Annotated in this window: 16 protein-coding genes and 1 pseudogene; 10 read left to right on the top strand and 7 right to left on the bottom strand. The window is 64.8% G+C overall.

Annotated features, from left to right (window positions below; translation table 11 throughout):
- Nucleotides 1-41 precede the first annotated feature (41 nt).
- A complete protein-coding gene (gene purU, locus ACVILL_RS40415; protein ID WP_456734110.1) occupies nt 42-905 on the top strand; it encodes a formyltetrahydrofolate deformylase in 864 nt (287 codons plus the stop codon).
- Nucleotides 906-963: 58 nt separating this feature from the next.
- On the opposite strand, the gene ACVILL_RS40410 is transcribed toward purU, so the two are convergent.
- Complete coding sequence (locus ACVILL_RS40410) at nt 964-1,245, bottom strand: hypothetical protein (protein WP_456734474.1); 282 nt, start codon at nt 1,243-1,245, stop codon at nt 964-966.
- Between the two features lie 379 nt (nt 1,246-1,624).
- Between ACVILL_RS40410 and ACVILL_RS40405 the strand changes: the two genes are divergently transcribed.
- From ACVILL_RS40405 to ACVILL_RS40380, 6 genes are all read left to right on the top strand, one after another.
- Nucleotides 1,625-2,806: an ABC transporter substrate-binding protein gene (locus ACVILL_RS40405; protein ID WP_456734109.1), complete on the top strand. Its 1,182-nt coding sequence runs from the start codon at nt 1,625-1,627 to the stop codon at nt 2,804-2,806.
- A 155-nt stretch (nt 2,807-2,961) separates the two neighbouring features.
- Nucleotides 2,962-3,831 (top strand): branched-chain amino acid ABC transporter permease, encoded by an 870-nt coding sequence (locus tag ACVILL_RS40400; RefSeq protein ID WP_298375349.1) that lies wholly within the window; start codon nt 2,962-2,964, stop codon nt 3,829-3,831.
- A gap of 7 nt (nt 3,832-3,838) precedes the next feature.
- Nucleotides 3,839-4,870 carry a branched-chain amino acid ABC transporter permease gene (locus ACVILL_RS40395; RefSeq protein ID WP_456734108.1) on the top strand — a complete coding sequence of 344 codons (1,032 nt, stop codon included), beginning with the start codon at nt 3,839-3,841 and terminating at the stop codon, nt 4,868-4,870.
- On the top strand, nt 4,867-5,619 hold the full coding sequence (locus ACVILL_RS40390; RefSeq protein WP_456734107.1) for an ABC transporter ATP-binding protein: 753 nt from the start codon (nt 4,867-4,869) through the stop codon (nt 5,617-5,619). The genes ACVILL_RS40395 and ACVILL_RS40390 overlap by 4 nt, the downstream gene beginning before the upstream one ends.
- Nucleotides 5,612-6,328: an ABC transporter ATP-binding protein gene (locus tag ACVILL_RS40385; protein ID WP_456734106.1), complete on the top strand. Its 717-nt coding sequence runs from the start codon at nt 5,612-5,614 to the stop codon at nt 6,326-6,328. Before ACVILL_RS40390 ends, ACVILL_RS40385 begins: the two co-directional genes overlap by 8 nt.
- A 19-nt stretch (nt 6,329-6,347) precedes the next feature.
- On the top strand, nt 6,348-7,466 hold the full coding sequence (locus ACVILL_RS40380; protein ID WP_456734105.1) for a cobalamin-independent methionine synthase II family protein: 1,119 nt from the start codon (nt 6,348-6,350) through the stop codon (nt 7,464-7,466).
- A 117-nt stretch (nt 7,467-7,583) separates the two neighbouring features.
- On the opposite strand, the gene ACVILL_RS40375 is transcribed toward ACVILL_RS40380, so the two are convergent.
- Nucleotides 7,584-9,314 (bottom strand): caspase family protein, encoded by a 1,731-nt coding sequence (locus tag ACVILL_RS40375; protein ID WP_456734104.1) that lies wholly within the window; start codon nt 9,312-9,314, stop codon nt 7,584-7,586.
- Between the two features lie 167 nt (nt 9,315-9,481).
- Here ACVILL_RS40375 and ACVILL_RS40370 point away from each other — a divergent pair, with 167 nt between their 5' ends.
- The 3 genes from ACVILL_RS40370 to ahcY all read left to right on the top strand — a co-directional run bounded on the left by ACVILL_RS40370 (nt 9,482) and on the right by ahcY (nt 13,648).
- Nucleotides 9,482-10,837 carry a hypothetical protein gene (locus ACVILL_RS40370; RefSeq protein ID WP_456734103.1) on the top strand — a complete coding sequence of 452 codons (1,356 nt, stop codon included), beginning with the start codon at nt 9,482-9,484 and terminating at the stop codon, nt 10,835-10,837.
- Nucleotides 10,838-10,897: 60 nt separating this feature from the next.
- Nucleotides 10,898-12,094 carry a methionine adenosyltransferase gene (gene metK, locus ACVILL_RS40365; RefSeq protein WP_456734102.1) on the top strand — a complete coding sequence of 399 codons (1,197 nt, stop codon included), beginning with the start codon at nt 10,898-10,900 and terminating at the stop codon, nt 12,092-12,094.
- Nucleotides 12,095-12,220: 126 nt separating this feature from the next.
- A complete protein-coding gene (gene ahcY / locus ACVILL_RS40360) occupies nt 12,221-13,648 on the top strand; it encodes an adenosylhomocysteinase (RefSeq protein ID WP_456734101.1) in 1,428 nt (475 codons plus the stop codon).
- An 80-nt stretch (nt 13,649-13,728) separates the two neighbouring features.
- Here the strand turns inward: ahcY and ACVILL_RS40355 are convergent, their stop codons facing one another.
- From ACVILL_RS40355 to ACVILL_RS40335, 5 genes and pseudogenes are all read right to left on the bottom strand, one after another.
- A complete protein-coding gene (locus ACVILL_RS40355) occupies nt 13,729-15,213 on the bottom strand; it encodes an HlyD family type I secretion periplasmic adaptor subunit (protein ID WP_456734100.1) in 1,485 nt (494 codons plus the stop codon).
- A 5-nt stretch (nt 15,214-15,218) separates the two neighbouring features.
- Nucleotides 15,219-17,357: a type I secretion system permease/ATPase gene (locus tag ACVILL_RS40350; protein ID WP_456734099.1), complete on the bottom strand. Its 2,139-nt coding sequence runs from the start codon at nt 17,355-17,357 to the stop codon at nt 15,219-15,221.
- Between the two features lie 346 nt (nt 17,358-17,703).
- Entirely contained in the window at nt 17,704-18,555 is an 852-nt protein-coding gene (locus ACVILL_RS40345) for a hypothetical protein (RefSeq protein ID WP_456734098.1), read from the bottom strand.
- 445 nt (nt 18,556-19,000) lie between these two features.
- Entirely contained in the window at nt 19,001-19,795 is a 795-nt protein-coding gene (locus ACVILL_RS40340; protein ID WP_456734097.1) for an IclR family transcriptional regulator, read from the bottom strand.
- Between the two features lie 216 nt (nt 19,796-20,011).
- Nucleotides 20,012-21,731, bottom strand: a pseudogene (locus tag ACVILL_RS40335) (FAD-dependent oxidoreductase).
- Nucleotides 21,732-21,737 lie beyond the last annotated feature (6 nt).

The raw sequence follows: 21,737 nt of genomic DNA, 5'->3' as shown, positions 1-21,737 counted from the left end.
ACGACCGTTCCACGAACCTGCTCAAGCTTTGGTCAATTGGCATGCCCGACCATCAATTCGTTCTGACCCTGTCCTGTCCGGACCGCCCCGGGATCGTCTCCGCGGTCTCGACCTTCCTCGCGCATAACGGCCAGAACATCCTGGACGCCCAGCAATTCAACGATGTCGAGACCGGCAAGTTCTTCATGCGCGTGGTGTTCACCGCGGCCGACCTCGCGGTCGGGCTGCCGGCGCTACAGACCGGCTTTGCCGCGATCGCCGAGCGTTTCGGCATGGAATGGCAGATGCGCGACCGCGCCAGCCGCCGCCGGGTGATGCTGCTGGTGTCCAAATCCGATCACTGCCTGGTCGACATCCTCTATCGCTGGCGCACCGGCGAGCTCGAGATGATCCCGACCGCGATCGTCTCCAACCATCCGCGCGAGACCTATGGCTCGCTCGATTTCGGCGATATCCCGTTCCATCATCTGCCGGTCACCAAGGAGACCAAGCGGCAGCAGGAAGACGCGGTGTGGCAGCTCGCCCAGGACACCAACACCGATCTCGTGGTGCTGGCCCGCTACATGCAGATACTGTCGGACGAAATGTCGGCGCGGCTGTCCGGCCGCTGCATCAACATCCATCATTCCTTCCTGCCGGGCTTCAAGGGCGCCAAGCCCTACCACCAGGCCCACGAGCGCGGCGTCAAGCTGATCGGCGCTACCGCGCACTACGTCACCAGCGATCTCGACGAGGGACCGATCATCGACCAGGACGTCGAGCGCATCAGCCATCGCGACACGCCCGAGGATCTCGTGCGCAAGGGCCGCGACATCGAGCGCCGCGTGCTGGCGCGCGCGATCCGCTACCATCTCGCCGATCGCGTCATCCTCAACGGGCGCAAGACCGTGGTGTTCGTGGACTGATCCGAAGGTTTTCGCGTCCGGCACAACACGACGCGAACTCTGCGCGCGGGTCCGATGCTCAGTGGGCGGCGTTTGGCGCCGGCGCTGCCGGCTTGGAGGTATCATCCCCGCGCTCGGCCGCAGGCATCAGCCGCTTGCGTTCCCGCTCTTGCATGTACTTGTCGTATTCGGGGGTGCCCGGCCGCGGCGGCGCGTCTGCGGGCAGGCCGCCGGCCCAGGCCGGAATGTAGTCGGCCATGCCGGCCGAGAGCTTCTGGTTCATGGAGCTGCAACCCCCGAGCACGCAGGCTGCGAGCGCGAGGGCAGTCAGGACAGGGATGTGGCGCGTGACAATCGGCATGTGCAGCAGGATACAACCCTGGTCTTTATGGATGATGATCTCGAGCGCGACCGTTCGGCTGCAATTGTGCTTGTTTGTTGACATCGCGACGTTGTTTGTACGATCGTACAAATGAATCGAGCCCGCGAAGGCATCGAGTGGGCGTGATCGGTTCTCGCGGGGCATTGAGTTTCATGGCTCGTTATTGGTATCTTGATACCTGTTTCTGCGGGTGGGCCCGATCGCGTCGCGTGCGAGACACGTCCATCGTCCGATTGACAGAAGATATGGAGAGACGCCTTGTCGCGTTGCGGCTTGGCCGCGACATGCTTGGGTTAAGATAACACAAGAGCCAGGGACCAAGGCTCGATACAGAAATTTGGAAGGGGGAGGGATGTCGATGTTCAATCGTCGCAAAATGTTGCTGTGGGGCGCCGCTTCGGCCGTGCTTTGCGGGTTGTGCGCCAGCGTGCCGGCGCGGGCGGACGACGCGGTCAAGATCGGCCTGATCCTGCCGATGACCGGCGGCCAGGCCTCGACCGGCAAGCAGATCGATAATGCCATCAAGCTCTACATGCAGCAGAAGGGCGACACCGTCGCCGGCAAGAAGATCGAGATCATCCTGAAGGACGACGCCGCGGTGCCCGACAACACCAAGCGGCTTGCGCAGGAGCTGATCGTCAACGACAAGGTCAACTTCATCGCCGGTTTCGGCGTGACGCCCGCGGCGCTTGCCGCGGCGCCGCTGGCAACCCAGGCCAAGATTCCGGAAGTCGTGATGGCGGCCGGCACCTCGATCATCACCGAGCGTTCGCCCTATATCGTGCGCACCAGCTTCACGCTGGCGCAGTCCTCGACCATCATCGGCGACTGGGCGGTCAAGAACGGCATCAAGAAGGTCGCGACACTGACCTCCGACTATGCGCCCGGCAATGACGCGCTGACCTTCTTCAAGCAGCACTTCACCGCCGGCGGCGGCGAGATCGTGGAAGAGGTCAAGGTTCCGCTCGCCAATCCCGACTTCGCGCCGTTCCTGCAACGCATGAAGGATTCCAAGCCCGACGCGATGTTCGTGTTCGTGCCGGCGGGGCAGGGCGGCAACTTCATGAAGCAATATGCCGAGCGCGGGCTCGACAAGAGCGGCATCAAGGTGATCGGACCCGGCGACGTCATGGACGACGACCTGCTCAACAACATGGGCGACGCCGCGCTCGGCGCGGTGACGGCGCACCTCTATTCGGCGGCGCATCCGTCCCAGATGAACAAGGACTTCGTCGCCGCCTACAAGAAGGCGTTCGGCAATCGTCCGGGCTTCATGGCGGTGAGCGGCTACGACGGCGTTCATCTGATCTACGAAGCGCTGAAGAAGACCAATGGTGCGACCGATGGCGACAAGCTGATCGAGGCGATGAAGGGCATGAAGTGGGAAAGCCCGCGCGGCCCGATCTCGATCGATCCGGAAACCCGCGACATCGTGCAGAACATCTATATCCGCAAGGTCGAGAAGGTCGACAGCGAGCTCTACAACGTCGAGTTCGCGACCTTCGAGGCCGTCAAGGATTCCGGCAAGACCAAGAAGTGACGCGCGAAGCGCGTCATCCCCGATGTGCAATTGCACATCGTGGGGCGCGCATTAGCGCGAACCCGGGATCTCGAAGTTATTGAAAAAGATTCCGGGTTCAGCGCATGCGCGTTGCCCCGGAATGACGCGCTAATATCGGGATTGGTCGTCTTTCCATGGCCTCTATCCTCACCAATTTGTTCGACGGCGTCGCCTACGGCATGCTGCTGTTCGTGCTCGCCTGCGGGCTTGCGGTGACGCTCGGGCTGATGAACTTCGTCAATCTCGCGCATGGCGCCTTCGCCATGGCCGGCGGCTATATCTGCGCCGTGCTGGTCAACAATTCCGGCTGGCCGTTCTTCGCCGCGCTGCCGCTCGCCTTTGTCGGCAGTGCGGCGATCGGCATCGCACTGGAGCGCACGCTGTACCGCCATCTGTACAGCCGCAGCCATCTCGATCAGGTGCTGTTCTCGATCGGTCTGGTATTCATGTCGGTCGCCGCGGTCGACTACATCATGGGATCGTCGCGGGTCTTCATCAAATTGCCGGCGGCGCTGGAGGGCCAGATCGACCTGTTCGGCGTCGGCATCGGCCGCTACCGGCTGATGATCGTCGTGATCTGCGGCCTGCTGACGCTGGCGCTGCAATTGATCCTCGCGAAGACGCGGTTCGGCAGCCGCCTGCGCGCCGCGGTCGACGATCCGCGCGCCGCGATCGGGCTCGGCATCAACGTGCCGCAGGTGTTTGCCTTCACCTTCGCCTTCGGCTGCGGGCTCGCCGGTCTCGGCGGCGCGCTGAGCGCGGAGATCCTCGGGCTCGATCCGTATTTCCCGCTGAAGTTCATGATCTACTTCCTGATCGTCGTCACGGTCGGCGGCTCGTCCTCGATCACCGGGCCGTTCCTCGCCTCGCTGCTGCTCGGCATCGCCGACGTCGCCGGCAAATATTATGTCCCGAAGGTCGGGCCCTTCGTGATCTACACGGTCATGATCGTGATCCTGCTCTGGCGCCCGAACGGCCTGTTCGGCCGCACCGCGGCGCGGTGAGACGGTTATGAGCGCGCTGTCCGACGTCTCCACTCACGCGATGGCCGGCGCGCGCTGGCGGATCACCGAGGTCGCCTTCTGGATCCTGGCGCTCGGCTGCGCGTTCCTGTTCCCGTCGCGTTATCTGATCATGACCGACATTGTGCGGCTCGGCCTGTTCGCGCTGTCGCTCGATCTGATCCTCGGCTACGCCGGCATCGTCTCGCTCGGCCATGCGGCGTTCTTCGGCGTCGGCGCCTATTCGGCCGGCTTGCTCGCGCTGCATGGCATCATCAACGAGCCGGTCATCGCGCTGGTCGCCGCCGGTCTGGTTGCTGCGGTGCTCGGCTTCCTGACCAGCTTCCTGGTCATCCGCGGCGTCGACCTGACGCGGCTGATGGTGACGCTCGGCGTCGCGCTGCTGCTGGAAGCGCTCGCCGAACGCTTCTCTGACATCACCGGCGGCACCGACGGGCTGCAGGGCATCGAGATGCAGCCGATCCTCGGGCTGTTCACCTTCGACATGTTCGGCAAGACCGGGTTCTTCTATTCGCTGATCGTGCTGCTCATCCTGTTCCTGCTCGCGCGACGCGTGGTGCATTCGCCGTTCGGCCTGTCGCTGCGCGCGATCAAGAACAATCCGCTGCGCGCGGCCGCGATCGGCGTGCCGGTCAACCGCCGCCTGATCGCGGTCTATACGCTGGCCGCCTTCTATGCCGGGATATCAGGCGCGCTGTTTACCCAGACCACGGCGCTTGCTTCGCTCGACGTGTTTTCGTTCGAGCGCTCCGCCGACCTGATGCTGGTGCTCGTGATCGGCGGCACCGGCTATCTCTACGGCGGCCTGATCGGCGCCGTCGTGTTCAAGATGCTGCAGGAGCTGTTCCAGAGCATCACCCCGCAATACTGGCTGTTCTGGATCGGCCTCGTGCTGGTCGTGATCGTGCTGGTCGGCCGTGCGCGCATCCATCGCTGGGTGCTGTTTGGGCCGAACCTGATCATCAGCCAGTTCGCCGGCCGCAAGGCGGCCGTCGCCGTTCCGGAGAGCGATGCGTCATGACGATCGCGCTCGAAACAATCGGCCTCGAAAAGTCCTTCGGCGGCCTTCGCGTCACCCGCGATCTTTCGCTGAAGGTGATGCAGGGCGGCCGCCACGCGCTGATCGGGCCGAACGGCGCGGGCAAGACCACCGTCATCAACCAGCTCACCGGCGTGCTGACGCCCAACAGCGGTCGCATCCTGCTCGAAGGCAGCGACATCACCGGCCTCTCGGTGCACAGACGGGTGCTGCGCGGACTGTCGCGCACCTTCCAGATCAACCAGCTCTATCCCGATCTGACCCCGCTCGAAACCATCGGCCTTGCGGTCTCCGAACGGATGGGCCGCGGCGGCGACTGGTGGCGGCGGACGGGAACGCGCAGCGACGTCAATGCCGAGATCGCCGAAATACTGTCGCGCTTCCATCTGCTCGACGTGATGACCGAGCTCACTTCGACCTTGCCCTACGGCAAGCAGCGCCTGCTCGAGATCGCGGTCGCGATCGCCGCCAAGCCGCGCGTGCTGCTGCTCGACGAGCCCGCCGCCGGCGTGCCCGAGAGCGAGCGCCACGACATCCTGGCGGCGGTCGCGGCGCTGCCGCGCGACGTCACCGTGCTTCTGATCGAGCACGACATGGACCTGGTCTTCTCCTTCGCCGACCGCATCTCGGTGCTGGTCAATGGCGGCCTGCTCACCGAGGGCGCGCCGGATGAGGTCGCGCGCGATCCGCAGGTGAGGGCGGTCTATCTCGGCGAGGCCGCCGATGCCTGATCTGCTCTCCATCCAGGGTCTGCGCGCCGGCTACGGCGAGGCGGTGGTGCTGCCCGACATGTCGCTGGCGCTCGCCGAGGGCCAGGTGCTCGCGCTGCTCGGCCGCAACGGCACCGGCAAGACCACGCTGATCAATTCGATCGTCGGCATCGTCAGTCACTTCGGCGGCAGCCTCGCGCTCGCAGGCCACGACATCACGGCGCTGCGGCCGGATCAGCGCGCCCGCGCCGGAATCGGCTGGGTGCCGCAGGAGCGTAACATCTTCCGCTCGCTGACGGTGGAGGAGAACATGACCGCGGTGGCGCAACCGGGGCCGTGGACGGTCGAGCGGGTGTACGAGATGTTTCCGCGGCTGAGGGAGCGGCGCGGCAATTTCGGCAACCAGCTGTCCGGCGGCGAGCAGCAGATGCTGGCAATCGGCCGCGCGCTGACCTTGAACCCGAAAGTGCTGCTGCTCGACGAGCCGAGCGAAGGCCTCGCGCCGATCATCGTTGAGGAATTGTTAAAGGCGATCGGAACCATCACCCGGGCCGGCGGCATCTGCTCGATCATCGTCGAACAGAATGCGCAAAAGATTCTGGGGCTCGCCGACCGCGTTGTGATATTGGAACGCGGCACCATCGTGCACGATGCCGCAAGCAGCACGCTGAAAGCCGATCCCTCCGTCCTTGAGCGCCACCTCGGCGTCTCCGGGGCCAAAGCACACTAGAAACGTCCGGGAGTTGACCATGCAGCGAACCAAGCCTCCGTTCCGCGCCGACGAGGTCGGCAGCCTGTTGCGCCCGCCGAAGATTAAGGAGGCGCGCGCCAGGCTCGAGAAGGGCGAGATCTCCGCCGACGAGCTGCGCAAGGTCGAGGACATGGAGATCGAGAAGGTCGTGCACAAGCAGGCGTCGGTCGGCCTGAAGCTCGCGACCGACGGCGAGTTCCGCCGCTCCTGGTGGCATTTCGATTTCCTCAGCCACCTGACCGGCTGCGAGCTGTTTCATCCCGACATGGGCATCCAGTTCGCGGGCGTGCAGACCCGGCACGACGCCATCAGGGTGATCGGCAAGCTCGACTTCTCCGACCAGCACCCGATGCTCGATCACTTCAGGTTCCTGAAGAAGTACGCCGACCAGGCCCACGTCACGCCGAAGATGACGATCCCCTCGCCGGCGGTGCTGCACTTCCGCGGCGGCCGAAAGCTGATCTCGAAGGAGGTCTATCCGGACCTCGAGGAATTCTATCAGGACCTCGGCAAGACCTACCGCAAGGCGGTGAAGGCGTTCTACGACGCCGGTTGCCGCTACTTGCAATTCGACGACACGGTCTGGGCCTATCTCTGCTCGCAGGAGGAATTGCAGAAGTCGCGCGAGCGCGGCGACAAGCCCGATGGGCTGCAGGAGATCTACGCGCGCGTCATCAACTACGCGATCGCCGATCGCCCGGCCGACATGGTGATCACGACCCATGTCTGTCGCGGCAATTTTCGCTCGACCTGGATTTCCTCCGGCGGCTACGAGCCGGTCGCCGAGACCATGCTCGCCGGCACCAATTACGACGGCTACTTCCTCGAATATGATTCCGATCGCGCCGGCGGCTTCGAGCCGCTGCGCTTCCTGCCCAAGGGCAACAAGGTCGTGGTGGTCGGCGTCATCACCTCGAAGTTCGGTGAGCTCGAGAAGAAGGACGACATCAAGCGGCGGCTGGAGGAGGCATCCAAATTTGCTCCGATCGAGCAGCTCGCGGTGTCCCCGCAATGCGGCTTCGCCTCGACCGAGGAGGGCAACATCCTGTCCGAGGAAGAGCAGTGGGCCAAGCTCAGGCTCGCCGTCGAGGTCGCGAACGAGGTGTGGGGGAAGTAAGACCGTCTCCGTCGTCATTGCGAGGAGCAAAGCGACGAAGCAATCCATCGTTCCACCCATGTGGCGCGATGGATTGCTTCGCTTCGCTCGCAATGACGGAGAGAGTTGTCCTGTCGTTCACTGCTCCGCCAGGTAGACCTCGCCGAGCAGCGAGGAGTTCGACCACGGCACCTGCTTGCCCTTGGTCGCGGCGACGACCTCGGCGCGGACACGCGTCAGCATCTGCTGCACCTCGAGGCCGGGCGTACCGACATGGCGGGACAACGCCGCCGAGAACGGGCTGTTGGCGCCTTCGCCGTCGAGCGCGACCTGGCCCGGTGCAGTCGCAAACGCGATCAGCGTACCGGCACCGAGAGTCGAGCCTGACCCGAGCGTGGCTGGTGCGGCAAGGCCGGAGCCGGCCTCGATGCCGCGGCTTGGTCCTGCGGATGCCACCTGCGGTGCCATCGGATTGTTGCGGCAGGCATCGAGGATCAGGATGTTGGTGCGGATCTGGTCGTCGAGACCGGCCATGATCACATCCATATCGACCATCGCGTCGGTCATGCGGCTGCCGGCCTTGAACTCGATATCGACCGGCACGAGGTAGTTGCGGCCGTCGACCTGCACGCCATGGCCGGCATAATAGACCACGGCGATCTGCGACCGCGTCGCTTCGCGCAGGAAATCGTGGATCGTCCGCTGCATCGCGTCGCGATCGAGATCGAGACCCTCCGAGACAGTGAAGCCGATGTCGCGCAGGCTCTTGGCGATGGCCCGTGCGTCGTTCGGCGGATTGGGCAGCACCTTCACATGCGCATAGCCACCGTTGCCGATCACCAGCGCGACGCGCCGGCCGGTTGCGGCGGCCTGCGCCGGTGCGGCGGGCGCGGTCGGCGCCGTAACAGAAGCCGCCGGCGGCGCAGGAGCGGGGCTGCTCTCCGCGGCGGGCGCCGCCGCGGTCTTGCGCGGCGCTGCGTCGGCCTCCCTCAGCAGCGCGAGCCGCACCTTGGCGGTGGCCTGGTTGGCCCTGCTGCCGGCGTCGGAGGCCACGCCCTCGAGCACCGAGGCGTAATCGTCCTTGGCGCGCGCGGCGTCGCCCTTGGCCTCATAGGCGAGGCCGCGCTGTGTATAGGCCGAGATCAGCACGCTGCCGGGCGGCGTCATGATGTTGACCGGCGCTTTCGCCTTGGCGAGCCGGATCGCCTCAGACGTGTCCGCAATCGCGCGCGCGAAGTCGCCCTTGGCGCGCCAGATCACGGCGCGGCTGATCAAGGGCTGCGGCAGCGACGGACCGATCCTGACGGCCTCGTTGATGTCGGCAAGCGCGCCGTCGAGATCGCCGAGCGCCTGCTTCGAGCCGCCGCGGTTCTGATAGGAGAACGCCGACTTCGGGTCGGCCTTGATCGCGGCATCGTAGTCGGCGATCGCCCTGGCGTAGTCGCCCTTGCCGCGATAGGCATTGCCGCGGTTGTGAAAGATGATGCCGCTCGGCGGCCCCATGCGCAGCGCGTCGTTGAAGTCGGCGATCGCGATGTCGTACTCGCCTTTGTCGTAATAGGCCGAGCCGCGCAGATTGTAGACGGCGGTGCTGGGCTTCAGGCGAAGCGCCTCGGTGGCATCAGTGATCACCTGCGCGTAGTTGCCCTTCTTGTTCCAGCCGACGGCGCGCCAGAAATAGACGGTCGCGAGCTTCTCGCCGGAAAACACCTTCAGCGCGATGATCTTGGTGCAGGCGCCGATCATCTGGTCGGCCGGCGTCGTCTCAGTCGTGCAAAGCGGTCCAAGCTGCGCGCGCGTCTGGGCGAAGCACGGCACCGACCACAGCATGGCGGCAAGCAGGCAGGGGTTCAGGAGCAGGCGGCGCATCGGTCATCCCGGAGGTGAAGCCGTCATGACGATCAGCGACGGCCATGACTGTTTGGTGATCGGGCCGCGGAGGGGGGTTCAACTGGTGGGAAAATGGTGATAAGACTTTGCCACACACTATCTCTGCCCACTTTTGTCCCACTCCCAGAAGCTGCCCACTCCGCCTCATGAAGAACGACGAAATCCTCAGCCAGATCACGGATTTCTGCCGCCGTTCCGACATGGCGGAGACGACGTTCGGCCGCCGTGCCGTCAACGACGGCAAGCTGGTGCACCGGCTGCGGGAGGGCAAGCGCATCACCATCGACACCCTCGATCGTATCAACGGGTTCATCGCGACCTCGACGCCGGGTGGCGTGGCGCCGCCGCGCGGCCTCGTGGTTCCGCCGGAAAAGCGCGATCCGAGGGGCAATTTCCGCTTCTTCGAGAACCGGCAGCGCTATTTGCTGTTCGTGCACACCTGCAGCGAGAAGCGGGTGATCGCCGACCGGGTGGCGCTGGAACTGGCCGCAATCCATCCGCGGCCGCCGGCGCTGCGGGTGTTCGACGCCGGGATGGGCGACGGCACGGTGCTGGCGCGGGTCCTGCGTGCCATGCATGGCCGCTTCCCACATATGCCGTTCTATGTCGCCGGCAAGGAGTTGAGCCTGGAGGACGTCCGGCTCACCCTGGACAAGGTGCCGGACCGTCTGTTCGAGCACCCGGCCAGCGTCTTCGTGTTCACCAACATGTATTACGCCGAGGCGCCCTGGCTGACGCCGAAGAATTCCGCGGCGGCCGCCAGCATGATCTGGCATGAGGTCGCCCTGCGCGGAGCGTCTTCGGGTGAATTCGAGGCCCAGATCGCCGAGCTCGGCCCGTTCCTGGAGCAGAACTGGCGGGCCAATCTCAGCCCCGGGACCGCGATGCCGATCTATGAGCGGCCGGTGGCGTTGGTGCTGTATCGCGACGATCACCGCTTCCTGCTCGATTCCATCATTCCGAGGGCCGGGCGCACCGAGGCCAATTTCGATCTTGTGATCGCCTCGCAACCTTACCGCGCCAAGTCGTCGGTGAACTTCCGCGCCAAGCGGATCATCGCGCCGCTGGCGCGCGCGCTGCGCGGCGGCGGGCGGCTGATAGGAATCCACTCCCACGGAAGCGATCCGGGACTTGAAATGATTCAAGCCGTCTGGCCCGGAGAAAATCCTTTCGCCGTCAGCCGTCATGAGATACTGCGCGCGGTGAAATACGAATTGGGATCGACCGGCCGCGAGCTGAACTTCAACGCCTACGCCGATAATCGCTCGATCTTCCGATATGATATGGAAGCGCTGCCTAACGAGGTCACCGGTTCGATTGGAACATCGACGGCCTTTGCAGCGTGGAATGCCGCGGTGTATGTCGCGCAGATCGAAGATGAGCGGTTGGTCGAAACGACCGAAAACGGACGAGCTCTCGAGGCCACACGCGAAGTTCTCCGCAAACACAACGGGCTGTGGTTCTACGACGAATCCTACGTCATCTCACGGCGAAGAGACTGACATGCCGGAGACATATTCACCAACCAACGTCGAACTTCGACGAAACAAGGGGTTTGCTTGATGCGCGCGTCTTATCTCTTCACCAGCGAGTCGGTTTCCGAAGGCCATCCGGACAAGGTCTGTGATCGCATTTCGGATGAGATCGTGGACCTGTTCTACCGCGAGGGACCGAAAGCGGGCATCGACCCGTGGCAGATCCGCGCGGCGTGCGAGACGCTCGCGACCACCAACAAGGTGGTGATCGCCGGCGAAACGCGCGGCCCGAGCTCCGTCACCAACGACCACATCGAGAGCGTCGTCCGCGGCGCGATCAAGGACATCGGTTACGAGCAGGACGGCTTCCACTGGAAGACCTGTGATATCGAGATCCTGCTGCATCCGCAGTCGGCCGACATTGCGCAGGGCGTCGACGCGCTGCAGCCGGGCGAGAAGAAGGAAGAGGGTGCCGGCGACCAGGGCATCATGTTCGGTTACGCCACCAACGAGACGCCGGATCTGATGCCGGCGCCGATTTTCTACGCCCACAAGATCCTGCGGCTGATCTCCGAAGCGCGCCACTCCGGCAAGGAGAAGGTGCTCGGACCGGACTCCAAGAGCCAGGTCACCGTGCAGTACGAGAACGGCAAGCCGGTCGGCGTGCGCGAGATCGTGGTGTCGCACCAGCATCTGATCGAGGATCTCTCGTCCAACCAGATCCGCGACATCGTCGAGCCCTACGTCCGCGAGGCGCTGCCGAAGGAGTGGATCAACGGCAAGACGATCTGGCACATCAACCCGACCGGCAAGTTCTTCATCGGCGGTCCCGACGGCGATTCCGGCCTGACCGGCCGCAAGATCATCGTCGACACCTATGGTGGTGCGGCTCCGCATGGCGGCGGCGCGTTCTCCGGCAAGGATCCGACCAAGGTCGACCGCTCGGCTGCCTATGCCGCGCGCTACGTGGCCAAAAACATCGTCGCGGCCGGTCTTGCCGACCGCTGCACGCTGCAGCTCGCCTATGCGATCGGCGTGGCGCGTCCGCTGTCGATCTACATCGACACCCACGGCACCGGTAAGGTGTCGGAGGACGAGCTCGAGAAGGCGGCAGCCAAGGCGATGGACCTGACACCGCGCGGCATCCGCGCCCATCTCGACCTCAACCGTCCGATCTACGCGCGCACCTCGGCCTACGGTCATTTCGGCCGCACGCCGGACAATGAGGGCGGCTTCTCCTGGGAGAAGACCGATCTCGTCGAGCCGCTCAAGCGCTCGCTCTAACTCACGCGTCATTCCGGGGCGCTCGCGCGAGCGAGCGAACCCGGGATTTCTATTGCTCACATCAAGTTTCCGGGTTCGCCGCTGTGCGGCGCCCCGGGATGACCAGTTCAACAACAGGACGCTCTCATGAACGCCCCCACGAAGCCCGGATTCACCGACTACATCGTCAAGGACATTGCGCTCGCCGATTTCGGCCGCAAGGAAATCTCGCTGGCCGAGACCGAAATGCCCGGCCTGATGGCCACCCGCGAGGAGTTCGGCCCCAAGCAGCCGCTGAAGGGCGCGCGCATCGCGGGCTCGCTGCACATGACGATCCAGACCGCGGTCCTGATCGAGACGCTTGCCGCGCTCGGCGCCGACATCCGCTGGGTCTCCTGCAACATCTACTCGACCCAGGATCACGCCGCGGCCGCGATCGCCGCGGCCGGCATTCCGGTGTTCGCCGTCAAGGGCGAGACGCTGACCGAGTACTGGGACTACACCGCCAAGCTGTTCGACTGGCACGGCGGCGGCACGCCCAACATGATCCTCGATGACGGCGGCGATGCCACCATGCTGGTGCACGCTGGCTACCGCGCCGAGCAGGGCGACACCGCCTTCCTCGACAAGCCGACCTCCGAGGAAGAAGAGATCTTCTACGCGCTGGTGAAGCGCCTTTTGAAGGAGAAGCCGAAGGGCTACTTCGCCGAGATCGCCAAGAACATCAAGGGCGTCTCGGAGGAGACCACCACGGGCGTGCATCGCCTCTACGAGATGGCCAACAAGGGCACGCTGCTGTTCCCGGCGATCAACGTCAACGACAGCGTCACCAAGTCGAAGTTCGACAACCTCTATGGCTGCCGCGAGTCGCTGGTCGACGGCATCCGCCGCGGCACCGACGTGATGCTGTCGGGCAAGGTCGCGATGGTCGCGGGCTTCGGCGACGTCGGCAAGGGCTCGGCGGCTTCGCTGCGCCAGGCCGGCTGCCGCGTCATGGTCTCCGAAGTCGATCCGATCTGCGCGCTGCAGGCGGCGATGGAAGGCTATGAGGTCGTGACGATGGAAGACGCAGCGCCCCGCGCCGACATCTTCGTCACCGCCACCGGCAACAAGGACATCATCACCATCGAGCACATGCGCGCGATGAAGGATCGCGCCATCGTCTGCAACATCGGTCACTTCGACAACGAAATCCAGATCGCGAGCCTGCGCAATCTGAAGTGGACCAACATCAAGCCGCAGGTCGACGAGATCGAGTTCCCCGACAAGCACCGCATCATCATGCTGTCGGAGGGCCGCCTGGTCAATCTCGGCAATGCGATGGGCCACCCGTCCTTCGTGATGTCGGCGTCCTTCACCAACCAGACGCTGGCGCAGATCGAGCTGTTCGCCAACAACAAGGATGCCAAGTACGCCAAGAAGGTCTACGTGCTGCCGAAGACGCTCGACGAGAAGGTCGCCCGCCTGCATCTCGCCAAGATCGGCGTCAAGCTGACCGAGCTGCGCAAGGACCAGGCCGACTATATCGGCGTCAAGCAGGAAGGTCCGTACAAGTCGGATCACTACCGCTACTGATCCGCGGACATCGCGCGAACGACCAAACGAAAAGCCCCGGCATCGTCCGGGGCTTTTTGCTGAAACATCGAGCGGCAGCTTCACCGCTCCCTGCCGGCTTCCTTCACGGCCTGCAGGACCGGCGACAGTAGGTATTCGATGACGCGGCGGTCGCCGGTCTTGATCTCGGCGGAGACGCGCATGCCGGGGCGGATCGGTTCGTGGCGGCCGTCGACCAGGATCCAGTCCCGCAGCAGCGTCACGCGGGCGGGATAGGCAAGCTCGGCCGGCTGGGCGCCGGCAATCCCGGCCATCGGATTCTGCGCCGCCGCAGCGGGGCCGGGGCCGGCATTAGCGGTCGTGGCGTCGCGGCCGAGCTTGCGCATCCGGCCGGGCACCAGGCCGTAGCGCGAGAAGGGGAAGGCCTCGAGCTTGATCTCGACATCCTGTCCTTCGCTGACAAAGCCGATATCCTTGTTTGGCACCATGCAGTCGACTTCAATGCCGGCACCGTCGGGGACGATGGTCATCAGCGTGTCCGCGGTGGTGACCACCGCTCCCGACGTGTGGATCTTCAGCCCCTGGACCGTGCCGTCGACCGGCGACACCAGACGGCGATAGCTCTCCTTCTGCCGCGCCTTGGTGATGTCCTGGTCGAACTGCGAAACCTTGGTCAAGGCCTTGGTCAGGCGGTCGGTGCTGTCGGCCATGTAGCCGGCTTCGCTCTCGGCGAGCTTGGCCTGGATCGAGCTGCGATCGGCCTGAATCTGGCTGATGTTGCGTTCGGCAATCTTGAGGTCGGCCTGCTTCTCGACGATCTGCTGCTCGCTATCGAGCACCGGCGGCCGGGTGCCGTTGCCCTTTTCGTAGAGCGCTTTCGCCGTCTTGTTCTTCTCCTCCAGCAAGGGAAGGATCAGCTTGGCACGCTCGATCTGCGCGTCGTTGGATTCGAGCGCCGCGTCCTTCTTTGCGATCTCGGCTGCGAAGCCTGCGACCGTCGCGAGATGTTTCTCGATCTCGCGCCGCGCCTGGTTGTGGCTTTGCTCAACCAGCGCAGGGGGCGCGCCGGCGGGGCCGTGGAACGACCGTTCGGGATCGCGGCCAAGCAGCGCGCGCGCCACCTCGGCATCAAGCTCCGCCTGCGTGCGGTTATAGATCAGCGCCTCCAGATCGGCATGCGCCTCGGTCGGGTCGAGATCGACCAGCAACTGGCCGGCCGTGACATGATCGCCCTCGTCGACGTGAATGGCGCGGATCATGGCGGTTTCGAGCGGCTGCACCACCTTGACCTGGCCGAGCGGCACGACCTTGCCGTCGGCCACCGCGACCATGTCGATGCGCGCCAGCGCGGCCCAGATCACGGCGACGGCGAGCAGGCCGCACAGCGCCGACGCCGTGAAACGCAGCGTCGGCGACAACGGCGTCTCGATCAGCTCGATCGTGGCGGGAAGGAACTCGCGCTCCCGGGCCGTGAGCCGCGGGCCGGCCGGGATCAGGCGCAGTCGCGTCGGACGAGACGGCACCAGCTTCGGTGCGGCACTGTTATCGTTGTTGTCGGCGGGACGCAGCGGCATCGGCTGTACCATGGCGATCACCCTGCTGCCTGGCGGACGAGATTGGCGTAGAGGCCGTTGTGATGCACCAGCACGTCATGGGTGCCCGCTTCGGCGAGCTGCCCGCGCTCCATCACCAGGATGCGGTCCGCGGCACGCACGGTGGAAAGCCGATGCGCCACGACCAGCACGGTGCGGCCGCGGCAGATCGCACGCATGTTGTTCTGGATGATCCGCTCGCTCTCGTAATCGAGCGCCGAGGTGGCCTCGTCGAAGATCAGGATCCGCGGATTGGTGACCAGCGCGCGGGCAATCGCAATGCGCTGGCGCTGGCCGCCGGAGAGATTGGCGCCGCGCTCCTCGACAATGGTGTCGTAGCCATGCGGCAGTTCGCAGATGAATTCGTGCGCGCCGGCCAGCAGCGCAGCCTGCATCACCCGCTCGAGCGGCATCGAGGGATCGACCAGGGCGATATTGTCGCGGATCGAACGATTGAACAGCACGTTCTCCTGAAGCACCACGCCGATCTGGCGTCGCAACCAGGCCGGATCGAGCAGCGCGATGTCGAATCCGTCGACGATGACGCGGCCGCGCTCGGGCGTGTAGAGCCGCTGCAGCAGTTTGGTCAGGGTCGACTTGCCGGAGCCGGAGCGGCCGACGATGCCGACCACTTCACCGGCGCCGATCTCGAACGAGAGATCGCGAAGCACCTCCGGATTGTCAGGCTGGTAGCGGAACCCGATGTTCTCGAACCGCAGATGCCCCTTGATCGACGGCAGGTTCTGCCTGGAGCTGACATTGGGTTCGGTCGGCGTATCGATGATGTCGGCGAGCCGCTCAATCGAGAGGCGAAACTGCTGGAAATCCTGCCACAGCTGCGCGAGCCGCAGCACCGGCGCGCTGATCTGGCCCGCCAGCATGTTGAAGGCGACGAACTCGCCGATGGTGAGATGATTGGCGATCACCGCCTGGGCGCCGAACCACAGCAGCGCGGCGCTCGTCACCTTGTTGACCAGGCCGACCAGTTGCGAGCCGGCGGCGCCCATCGTCACCACCCGCAGCGAGGATCCGATGTAGGCGGCGAGCTGCTCATCCCAGCGCCGTCGCATTTGCGGTTCCACCGCGCAGGCCTTCAGCGTCTGGATGCCGGCGAGGCTCTCGACCAGCAGTGACTGATTGGCGGCACCGCGCTGGAATTTCTCCTGAACTCGCGCTTTCAGGATCGGCGTGATGACCAGCGAGATCACGATGTAGAACGGGATCGACAGCACCACCACGAGTGTCAGTGACGCGCTGTACCAGAACATCACCGCCAGGAAGAGCAGGCTGAACGCGACGTCAACCACCAAGGTGAGTGCGGAGGAGGTGACGAAGGTCCTGACGTTCTCCAGCTCCCGCACCCGCGCCACGGTCTGGCCGGTCGCTCTGCTTTCGAAATAGCTGATCGGCAGCGCCACCAGGTGCCGGAACAGTTGCGAGCCCAGAATGGCATCCATCCGGCTCGTGGTATGGGCAAAGGCGTAGGTGCGCAGCCAGTTCAGCAACCCGTCGGCGACGTTGATGACTAGGAGGCCGATGATCAGTACGTTCAGCGTGGTGAGCCCGCGATGCACCAGCACCTTGTCGATCACCACCTGGAAGAACAACGGCGAGGCCAGCGCGACGAGCTGGATGAACACCGAGATGACCAGCACTTCGGTAAGGACCCTCGAGAAGCGCTTGATCACGGGAATGAACCAGCTCAGTCCGAAGCGCTTGACCTCGCCGGGAAGCTGGTCGCGCTTGGCGAACAGCACGACCTCGCCGGTCCATTTCTGCGCCAGCTCCTCCATGGTCCAGCGGACCGGCGGCCCGCCGCCGAGACCGACCATGACGTCGGCTTCGGCCCACCGCCCGATCACAAAGAAGGTGCCGTCCTGGCAACGTGCGATCACCGGCAGCGGCAGCACCCTGAGGCGATCGATCGACGTCGGGACGACTTGCGCCTTCAGCCCGGCGCCGCGTGCGATGCGCACGAGATCATCGCACTCCGCTGTGCGGCCGTCCTGGATGTGTTCGCGTCGCGCCCGCTCGATGTCGAATGCTTCGCCCAGCATGGCGAGCACCAGCGCAAGGCTGCCGAGACCTGTATCAGCCGGCGTCGCGGGCACGGCTGCAATTTGCTGGCTACCGATCATGTGGGCTGCCCTCTGCAATAATCTTCGCGGTTCAATAATTCGACCGCTAAACTTCCCCAGATCATCCGTTGCGTTCGTTGTCGCACCGGGCTTCATTTTCAAAAAGTATCAATTAGTGCAAAAATATCACGCGATGGTTCAACCGAACGTCCAGGCAACGAGAAAGTATTCCAAATGTACTTGCCGGAATCACGATTGATGCGACGGCATTCCCGTAATCGATGACTGCGATCCCGGCCGCGCTGCCTCGGAAAGAATGCAGTCGGACGATAGTCCGGCTGCATTCCAGTTCTCGGGCACACGAGCATTGCTGGTCGTGCGCCTTCCCGTGTCCGGCTCAGTCAGTTTACGTCACGGGGAATACGCGGAAGCTCTCGACCGAGCCGCCCTGGACGACGCTCCAGCCGGCAAAATTGCCGGAGAGCATGTTGCTGGCGTAGAGATAGCCGGTGTCGGCCGTGTCAGGCGTACCAACGGCCCAGTAGAGCAGGTCGATCTGCCCGGACGCCGTCATCGTGGTCGCCTCCAGACCTTGCGGGGTGCCGGCGCCATTCTGGTAGTTGAAGCCCGTATTCGCGGAATCAGAATTCAGATCGCCGATCCGCGGGGTACCGACGCTGTTCGCGACCAGATAGCTGGCCTGGACGTTGAGAGCAGCGAAGTTGCCGCCCAGCCCGATAATATCGAGCTGGCCGGACGCCGTTTGGGTGTTGATCACATCGCCAGCCAGGCCGGGGCTGGCCACTCCGGCCCATGCCGGGGCGGTCGAAGCATAGGTCGAAATGCCGACAGCGGTTGGAAGGCCGGCACTTCCGGCGACCAGGCTGCTGCCAGTGAAGGCACCGGTCGTTGTATTGAACTGCAACATGTCGATCGAGCCGTCGGCGAGCTGCGAGCCGAATTCCCCGGTATCGACCGAATAACCGAAGATGCGCGGCAGCGCCACGGAGGTCATCGCGGAGGACGTCAGGGCTCCGTTGGCGCCGATCCCGAGAAAGTCGACGAAGCCTGTCTTGGCGTTCTGCGCCACCAGGGTAGTCGGGGTGTTGGCCACGATTTTCCAATCCGCACCGAGGCCGTAGTCCTGCGTCATCGAGGCGACCAGCGTCGAACCCTCGTATTTCAGGTAATCGACGACGCCGGTGGTGTTGTTCTGGATGACAACATTGTTCTGCAAAGGTGTTGGCAAGAATGGCATCACATATCTCCTTGTTAGTCCGAAAAGGACCACCTCAAAAACAAACATTGACAATCATTGAGGCTCGGCCCGCTCGCTTCGAGCGGACTCTGCCAAGAAATTGGTCACGGGGGTCTTGGTAAGGTTCATTGCTGAAACGTGATTTCGAGCTGGCTCCACTGGAACCGGTCGTGCGCCTGCGGTTGCGGCTTCGACAATCGCGGTAATGCCTAGAAATCCTGCCGCGGTTGCGCAGGCGAGAAATTCGTAGCGGGATGCCTCGACACTACCGTGTCGCCGCGCCAACCGATGTGATCTGGAACACATGTTCGATGCTGGCCGCGCTGCTTCGGAAGGCTGCAGCCGGATCGTGTCCACCTGCCAAGTGGTGAAATGGATTCCGGGTTGGTGCTCCTCACGCCCTCAGATGCGCAATTGCGCGTTGGGGAATGACGATGGGAACACATCACCCCGACTTCGGCACCGTGCCGTGCCCAAGCTGCCTTGAGATATCGCCCGCACAGCTCCGCAGCGCGGCTGCGATGGCGCTGTCCCAGCTGACGTCGAAGGTGCCCTCCGGACCCATCGCCGTAATGACCAGGGCGACATGGCCGGCGTGATCGAACACCGGCGCGGCGAAGGCGTTGACGCCGGGCAGGGGATCGCCGATCGCGCGCGCGAGCCCGCGGCTGCGGACCTCGGCGAGCATCTCCGCGGCCTTCGGGTTGACGGACTCGCGCTTCGGATTGTAGCCGACGCCGAGGCGGTCGAGGCCGCTCTCGAGCGCCGTTTTGATTGCGTTCGGCGGCATGAAGGCGGCGAAGGCGCGGCCGGTCGCGGTCTCCAGCAGCGCCACCACCGATCCGACGCGCATCGCGATATGCACGGGATGGCTCGGCTCTTCGAGCCGCACCACGGTCGCGCCGTGAGTGCCCCAGACCGAGAGCGACACTGCATGATTGACGCTGTCGGCGAGCGCGGCGATCCGCGGCGTCGCGATCCGCACCGCGGAGAGCCGGCGCAGGCTGATCAGGCCGAGCTCGAGCGCGAGCGCGCCGATCTCGTAGCGGCCGGTGGTCTCGTCCTGCTCGATCAGGCCGATGCGGGAAAAGCTGACGAGATAGGGATGCGCCTTGGCCGGCGGCATGCCGGCTTCGCGCGCCAGATCGCGCAGCATCATCGGCTCGCCGCTGCGGGCGAGCGCGCGGAGCAATTCTCCGCCGACCTCGATCGACTGTATGCCGCGGCTTTCTCTCGTCATGTGGCCCTGTTCGTGTTCGTCGTTTCGCACTTAGCAGGAAACCAGGCTGGCCGCGAGACGCACGCTATTTCCCCCGTCATCCCCGCGCAAAGGCTTCGCCTTGGTCGCCGGAGGTGCGAGCTCTTGCGAGCCTCGAAGGATGCACGGCCCGGCTGGTGGCCGTCGACCCTTCGAGACGCGCGCAAGAGCGCGCTCCTCAGGGTGACGGGACTGGGCTCATGCCGCGCTTCTCTCTGCCGCAGCCCCGGCGATGTGCTTGCCCGCGATGTAGCCGAAGGTCAGCGCGGGACCGAGCGTGATGCCGGCGCCGGGATAGTTGCCGCCCATGATGCTCGCCATGTCGTTGCCGGCGGCATAGAGGCCGTGGATCGGCTGGCCGTCGGCGTCGAGCGCGCGGGCATTGGCGTCGGTCCGGATGCCGGCATAGGTGCCGAGGTCGCCGATCACCATCTTGATGGCATAGAACGGCCCATGCTGGATCGGCGCGATGCAGGGATTTGGGCCCATGCAGCGCGTCGCCCTGGTAGCGGTTATAGGCGCGGGAGCCCTTGCCGAAGGCGGGGTCGCGGCCCTCCGCCGCGGTCGTGTTGAACTCCGCGACGGTCGCCTCGAACGCCTTGGCGTCGATGCCGGCTTGCGCGGCGAGCTCGGCGAGCGTTGCGCCGCGCTTGAGATAGCCGGTGTTCAAATGGTGGCCCAGCGGCATCGGGCGCGGCGGCACGCAGCCGAGGCCGTATTTGCGCAGCGTGTCGTGATCGCAGACGAGGTACGCCGCGATCTCCTCGCCGGGCTTCGCCGCCCTGATCATCGCCTGCACGAAGTCGTGGTAGGAATTGCCTTCATTGGCAAAGCGCCTGCCGTCGGCCATCACCGCGATCACGCCGGGCTTGGCGCGATCGATGAAATGCGGCATCACGCCCTTCGAGCCGTCCTTGCGCGTGGTGACCGAGACCGGCACCCAAGCTGCCGCATTCGGCAGCGAGTCCTCGACGCGGCCGCCGGCGGATTCCGCAAGACGCAAGCCGTCGCCGGTGTTGCCGGTCGGCCCAGGCGAGTAATGCTCCTTGCCGGTGGGCGCATGTGGAAACATCTTCTGCCGCCGCGCGACGTCATGCGGAAAGCCGCCGCAGGCGAGCACGACGCCGCGCTTGGCGTTGACGCGGATGGTGCGGCCGTCGCGCACGACGACCGCGCCGCGCACCACGCCATTCTCGACCATCAGTTCGCGTACCGGCGAGTTGAGCCAGAGCGGGATCTTGAGGTCGAAGGCGGATTTTGCCAGCCGTCCGGCGAGCGCATTGCCGTTGGTCAGCGTCATGCCGCGGCCGTTACGCATCACGTCGATGGCATGCTTCGACAACCGCCTGGCGACATAGGCCGCCGAGGACAGCGACCGCGTCGCGCGCATGAAATGCACGATTTCCTTGCCGGAGCCAAGCATCATGCCGAACACGGTGAGCTCGGGCAGGGGGCTGCCGAGATCCTTGAGGGCATCGCCGAGCTCATGGGCGTCGAACGGCCGCGTCACCATCGAGCGGCCGCCCTGTGCGCCGCCGGGCGCTTCGGCATGATAGTCCGGGAAGGTCAGCGGCATGTCGAAACGAACCGCGGTCTTCGTCGTGAAGAAGTCGACCGCCTTCGGCCCTTCGGTCAGGAATGCATCGACGCGCGCGGCGTCAAAACTGTTGCCGGCCTCATGGCGCAGATAGGTTTTGGCCTGATCGGGGCTCTCCTCGATGCCCCAGGCCTTCGCCAGCGAGGTGCCGGGAATCCACAGCCAGCCGCCGGAGCGCGCCGTGGTTCCGCCGAAGCGCGGCTCCTTCTCGACGACCAGGACCTTCAGGCCGTGGTGGCCGGCGGTGACCGCCGCCGACAGCCCGGCGCAGCCGGAGCCGACGACGAGCGCGTCGCAGTCATACGTTTCTTCATTGGCCACGCGATC

This window comes from Bradyrhizobium sp. USDA 3364 (genome assembly GCF_054056355.1).
Note: the sequence above shows the minus strand (reverse complement) of the source record. Positions and strands in the feature narration are given on the sequence as shown.

Excerpts from the sequence above, each read along its gene's own strand:
- ACVILL_RS40395 (WP_456734108.1), top strand. The coding sequence starts at position 3,839 with ATGAGCGCGCTGTCCGACGTCTCCACTCACGCGATGGCCGGCGCGCGC.
- ACVILL_RS40385 (WP_456734106.1), top strand. The coding sequence starts at position 5,612 with ATGCCTGATCTGCTCTCCATCCAGGGTCTGCGCGCCGGCTACGGCGAG.
- metK (WP_456734102.1), top strand. The coding sequence starts at position 10,898 with ATGCGCGCGTCTTATCTCTTCACCAGCGAGTCGGTTTCCGAAGGCCAT.
- ACVILL_RS40345 (WP_456734098.1), bottom strand. The coding sequence starts at position 18,555 with ATGCCATTCTTGCCAACACCTTTGCAGAACAATGTTGTCATCCAGAAC.
- ACVILL_RS40340 (WP_456734097.1), bottom strand. The coding sequence starts at position 19,795 with ATGACGAGAGAAAGCCGCGGCATACAGTCGATCGAGGTCGGCGGAGAA.
- ACVILL_RS40410 (WP_456734474.1), bottom strand. The coding sequence starts at position 1,245 with ATGCCGATTGTCACGCGCCACATCCCTGTCCTGACTGCCCTCGCGCTC.
- ahcY (WP_456734101.1), top strand. The coding sequence starts at position 12,221 with ATGAACGCCCCCACGAAGCCCGGATTCACCGACTACATCGTCAAGGAC.
- purU (WP_456734110.1), top strand. The coding sequence starts at position 42 with ATGCCCGACCATCAATTCGTTCTGACCCTGTCCTGTCCGGACCGCCCC.
- ACVILL_RS40380 (WP_456734105.1), top strand. The coding sequence starts at position 6,348 with ATGCAGCGAACCAAGCCTCCGTTCCGCGCCGACGAGGTCGGCAGCCTG.
- ACVILL_RS40370 (WP_456734103.1), top strand. The coding sequence starts at position 9,482 with ATGAAGAACGACGAAATCCTCAGCCAGATCACGGATTTCTGCCGCCGT.
- ACVILL_RS40390 (WP_456734107.1), top strand. The coding sequence starts at position 4,867 with ATGACGATCGCGCTCGAAACAATCGGCCTCGAAAAGTCCTTCGGCGGC.
- ACVILL_RS40355 (WP_456734100.1), bottom strand. The coding sequence starts at position 15,213 with ATGGTACAGCCGATGCCGCTGCGTCCCGCCGACAACAACGATAACAGT.
- ACVILL_RS40375 (WP_456734104.1), bottom strand. The coding sequence starts at position 9,314 with ATGCGCCGCCTGCTCCTGAACCCCTGCCTGCTTGCCGCCATGCTGTGG.
- ACVILL_RS40405 (WP_456734109.1), top strand. The coding sequence starts at position 1,625 with ATGTTCAATCGTCGCAAAATGTTGCTGTGGGGCGCCGCTTCGGCCGTG.
- ACVILL_RS40350 (WP_456734099.1), bottom strand. The coding sequence starts at position 17,357 with ATGATCGGTAGCCAGCAAATTGCAGCCGTGCCCGCGACGCCGGCTGAT.
- ACVILL_RS40400 (WP_298375349.1), top strand. The coding sequence starts at position 2,962 with ATGGCCTCTATCCTCACCAATTTGTTCGACGGCGTCGCCTACGGCATG.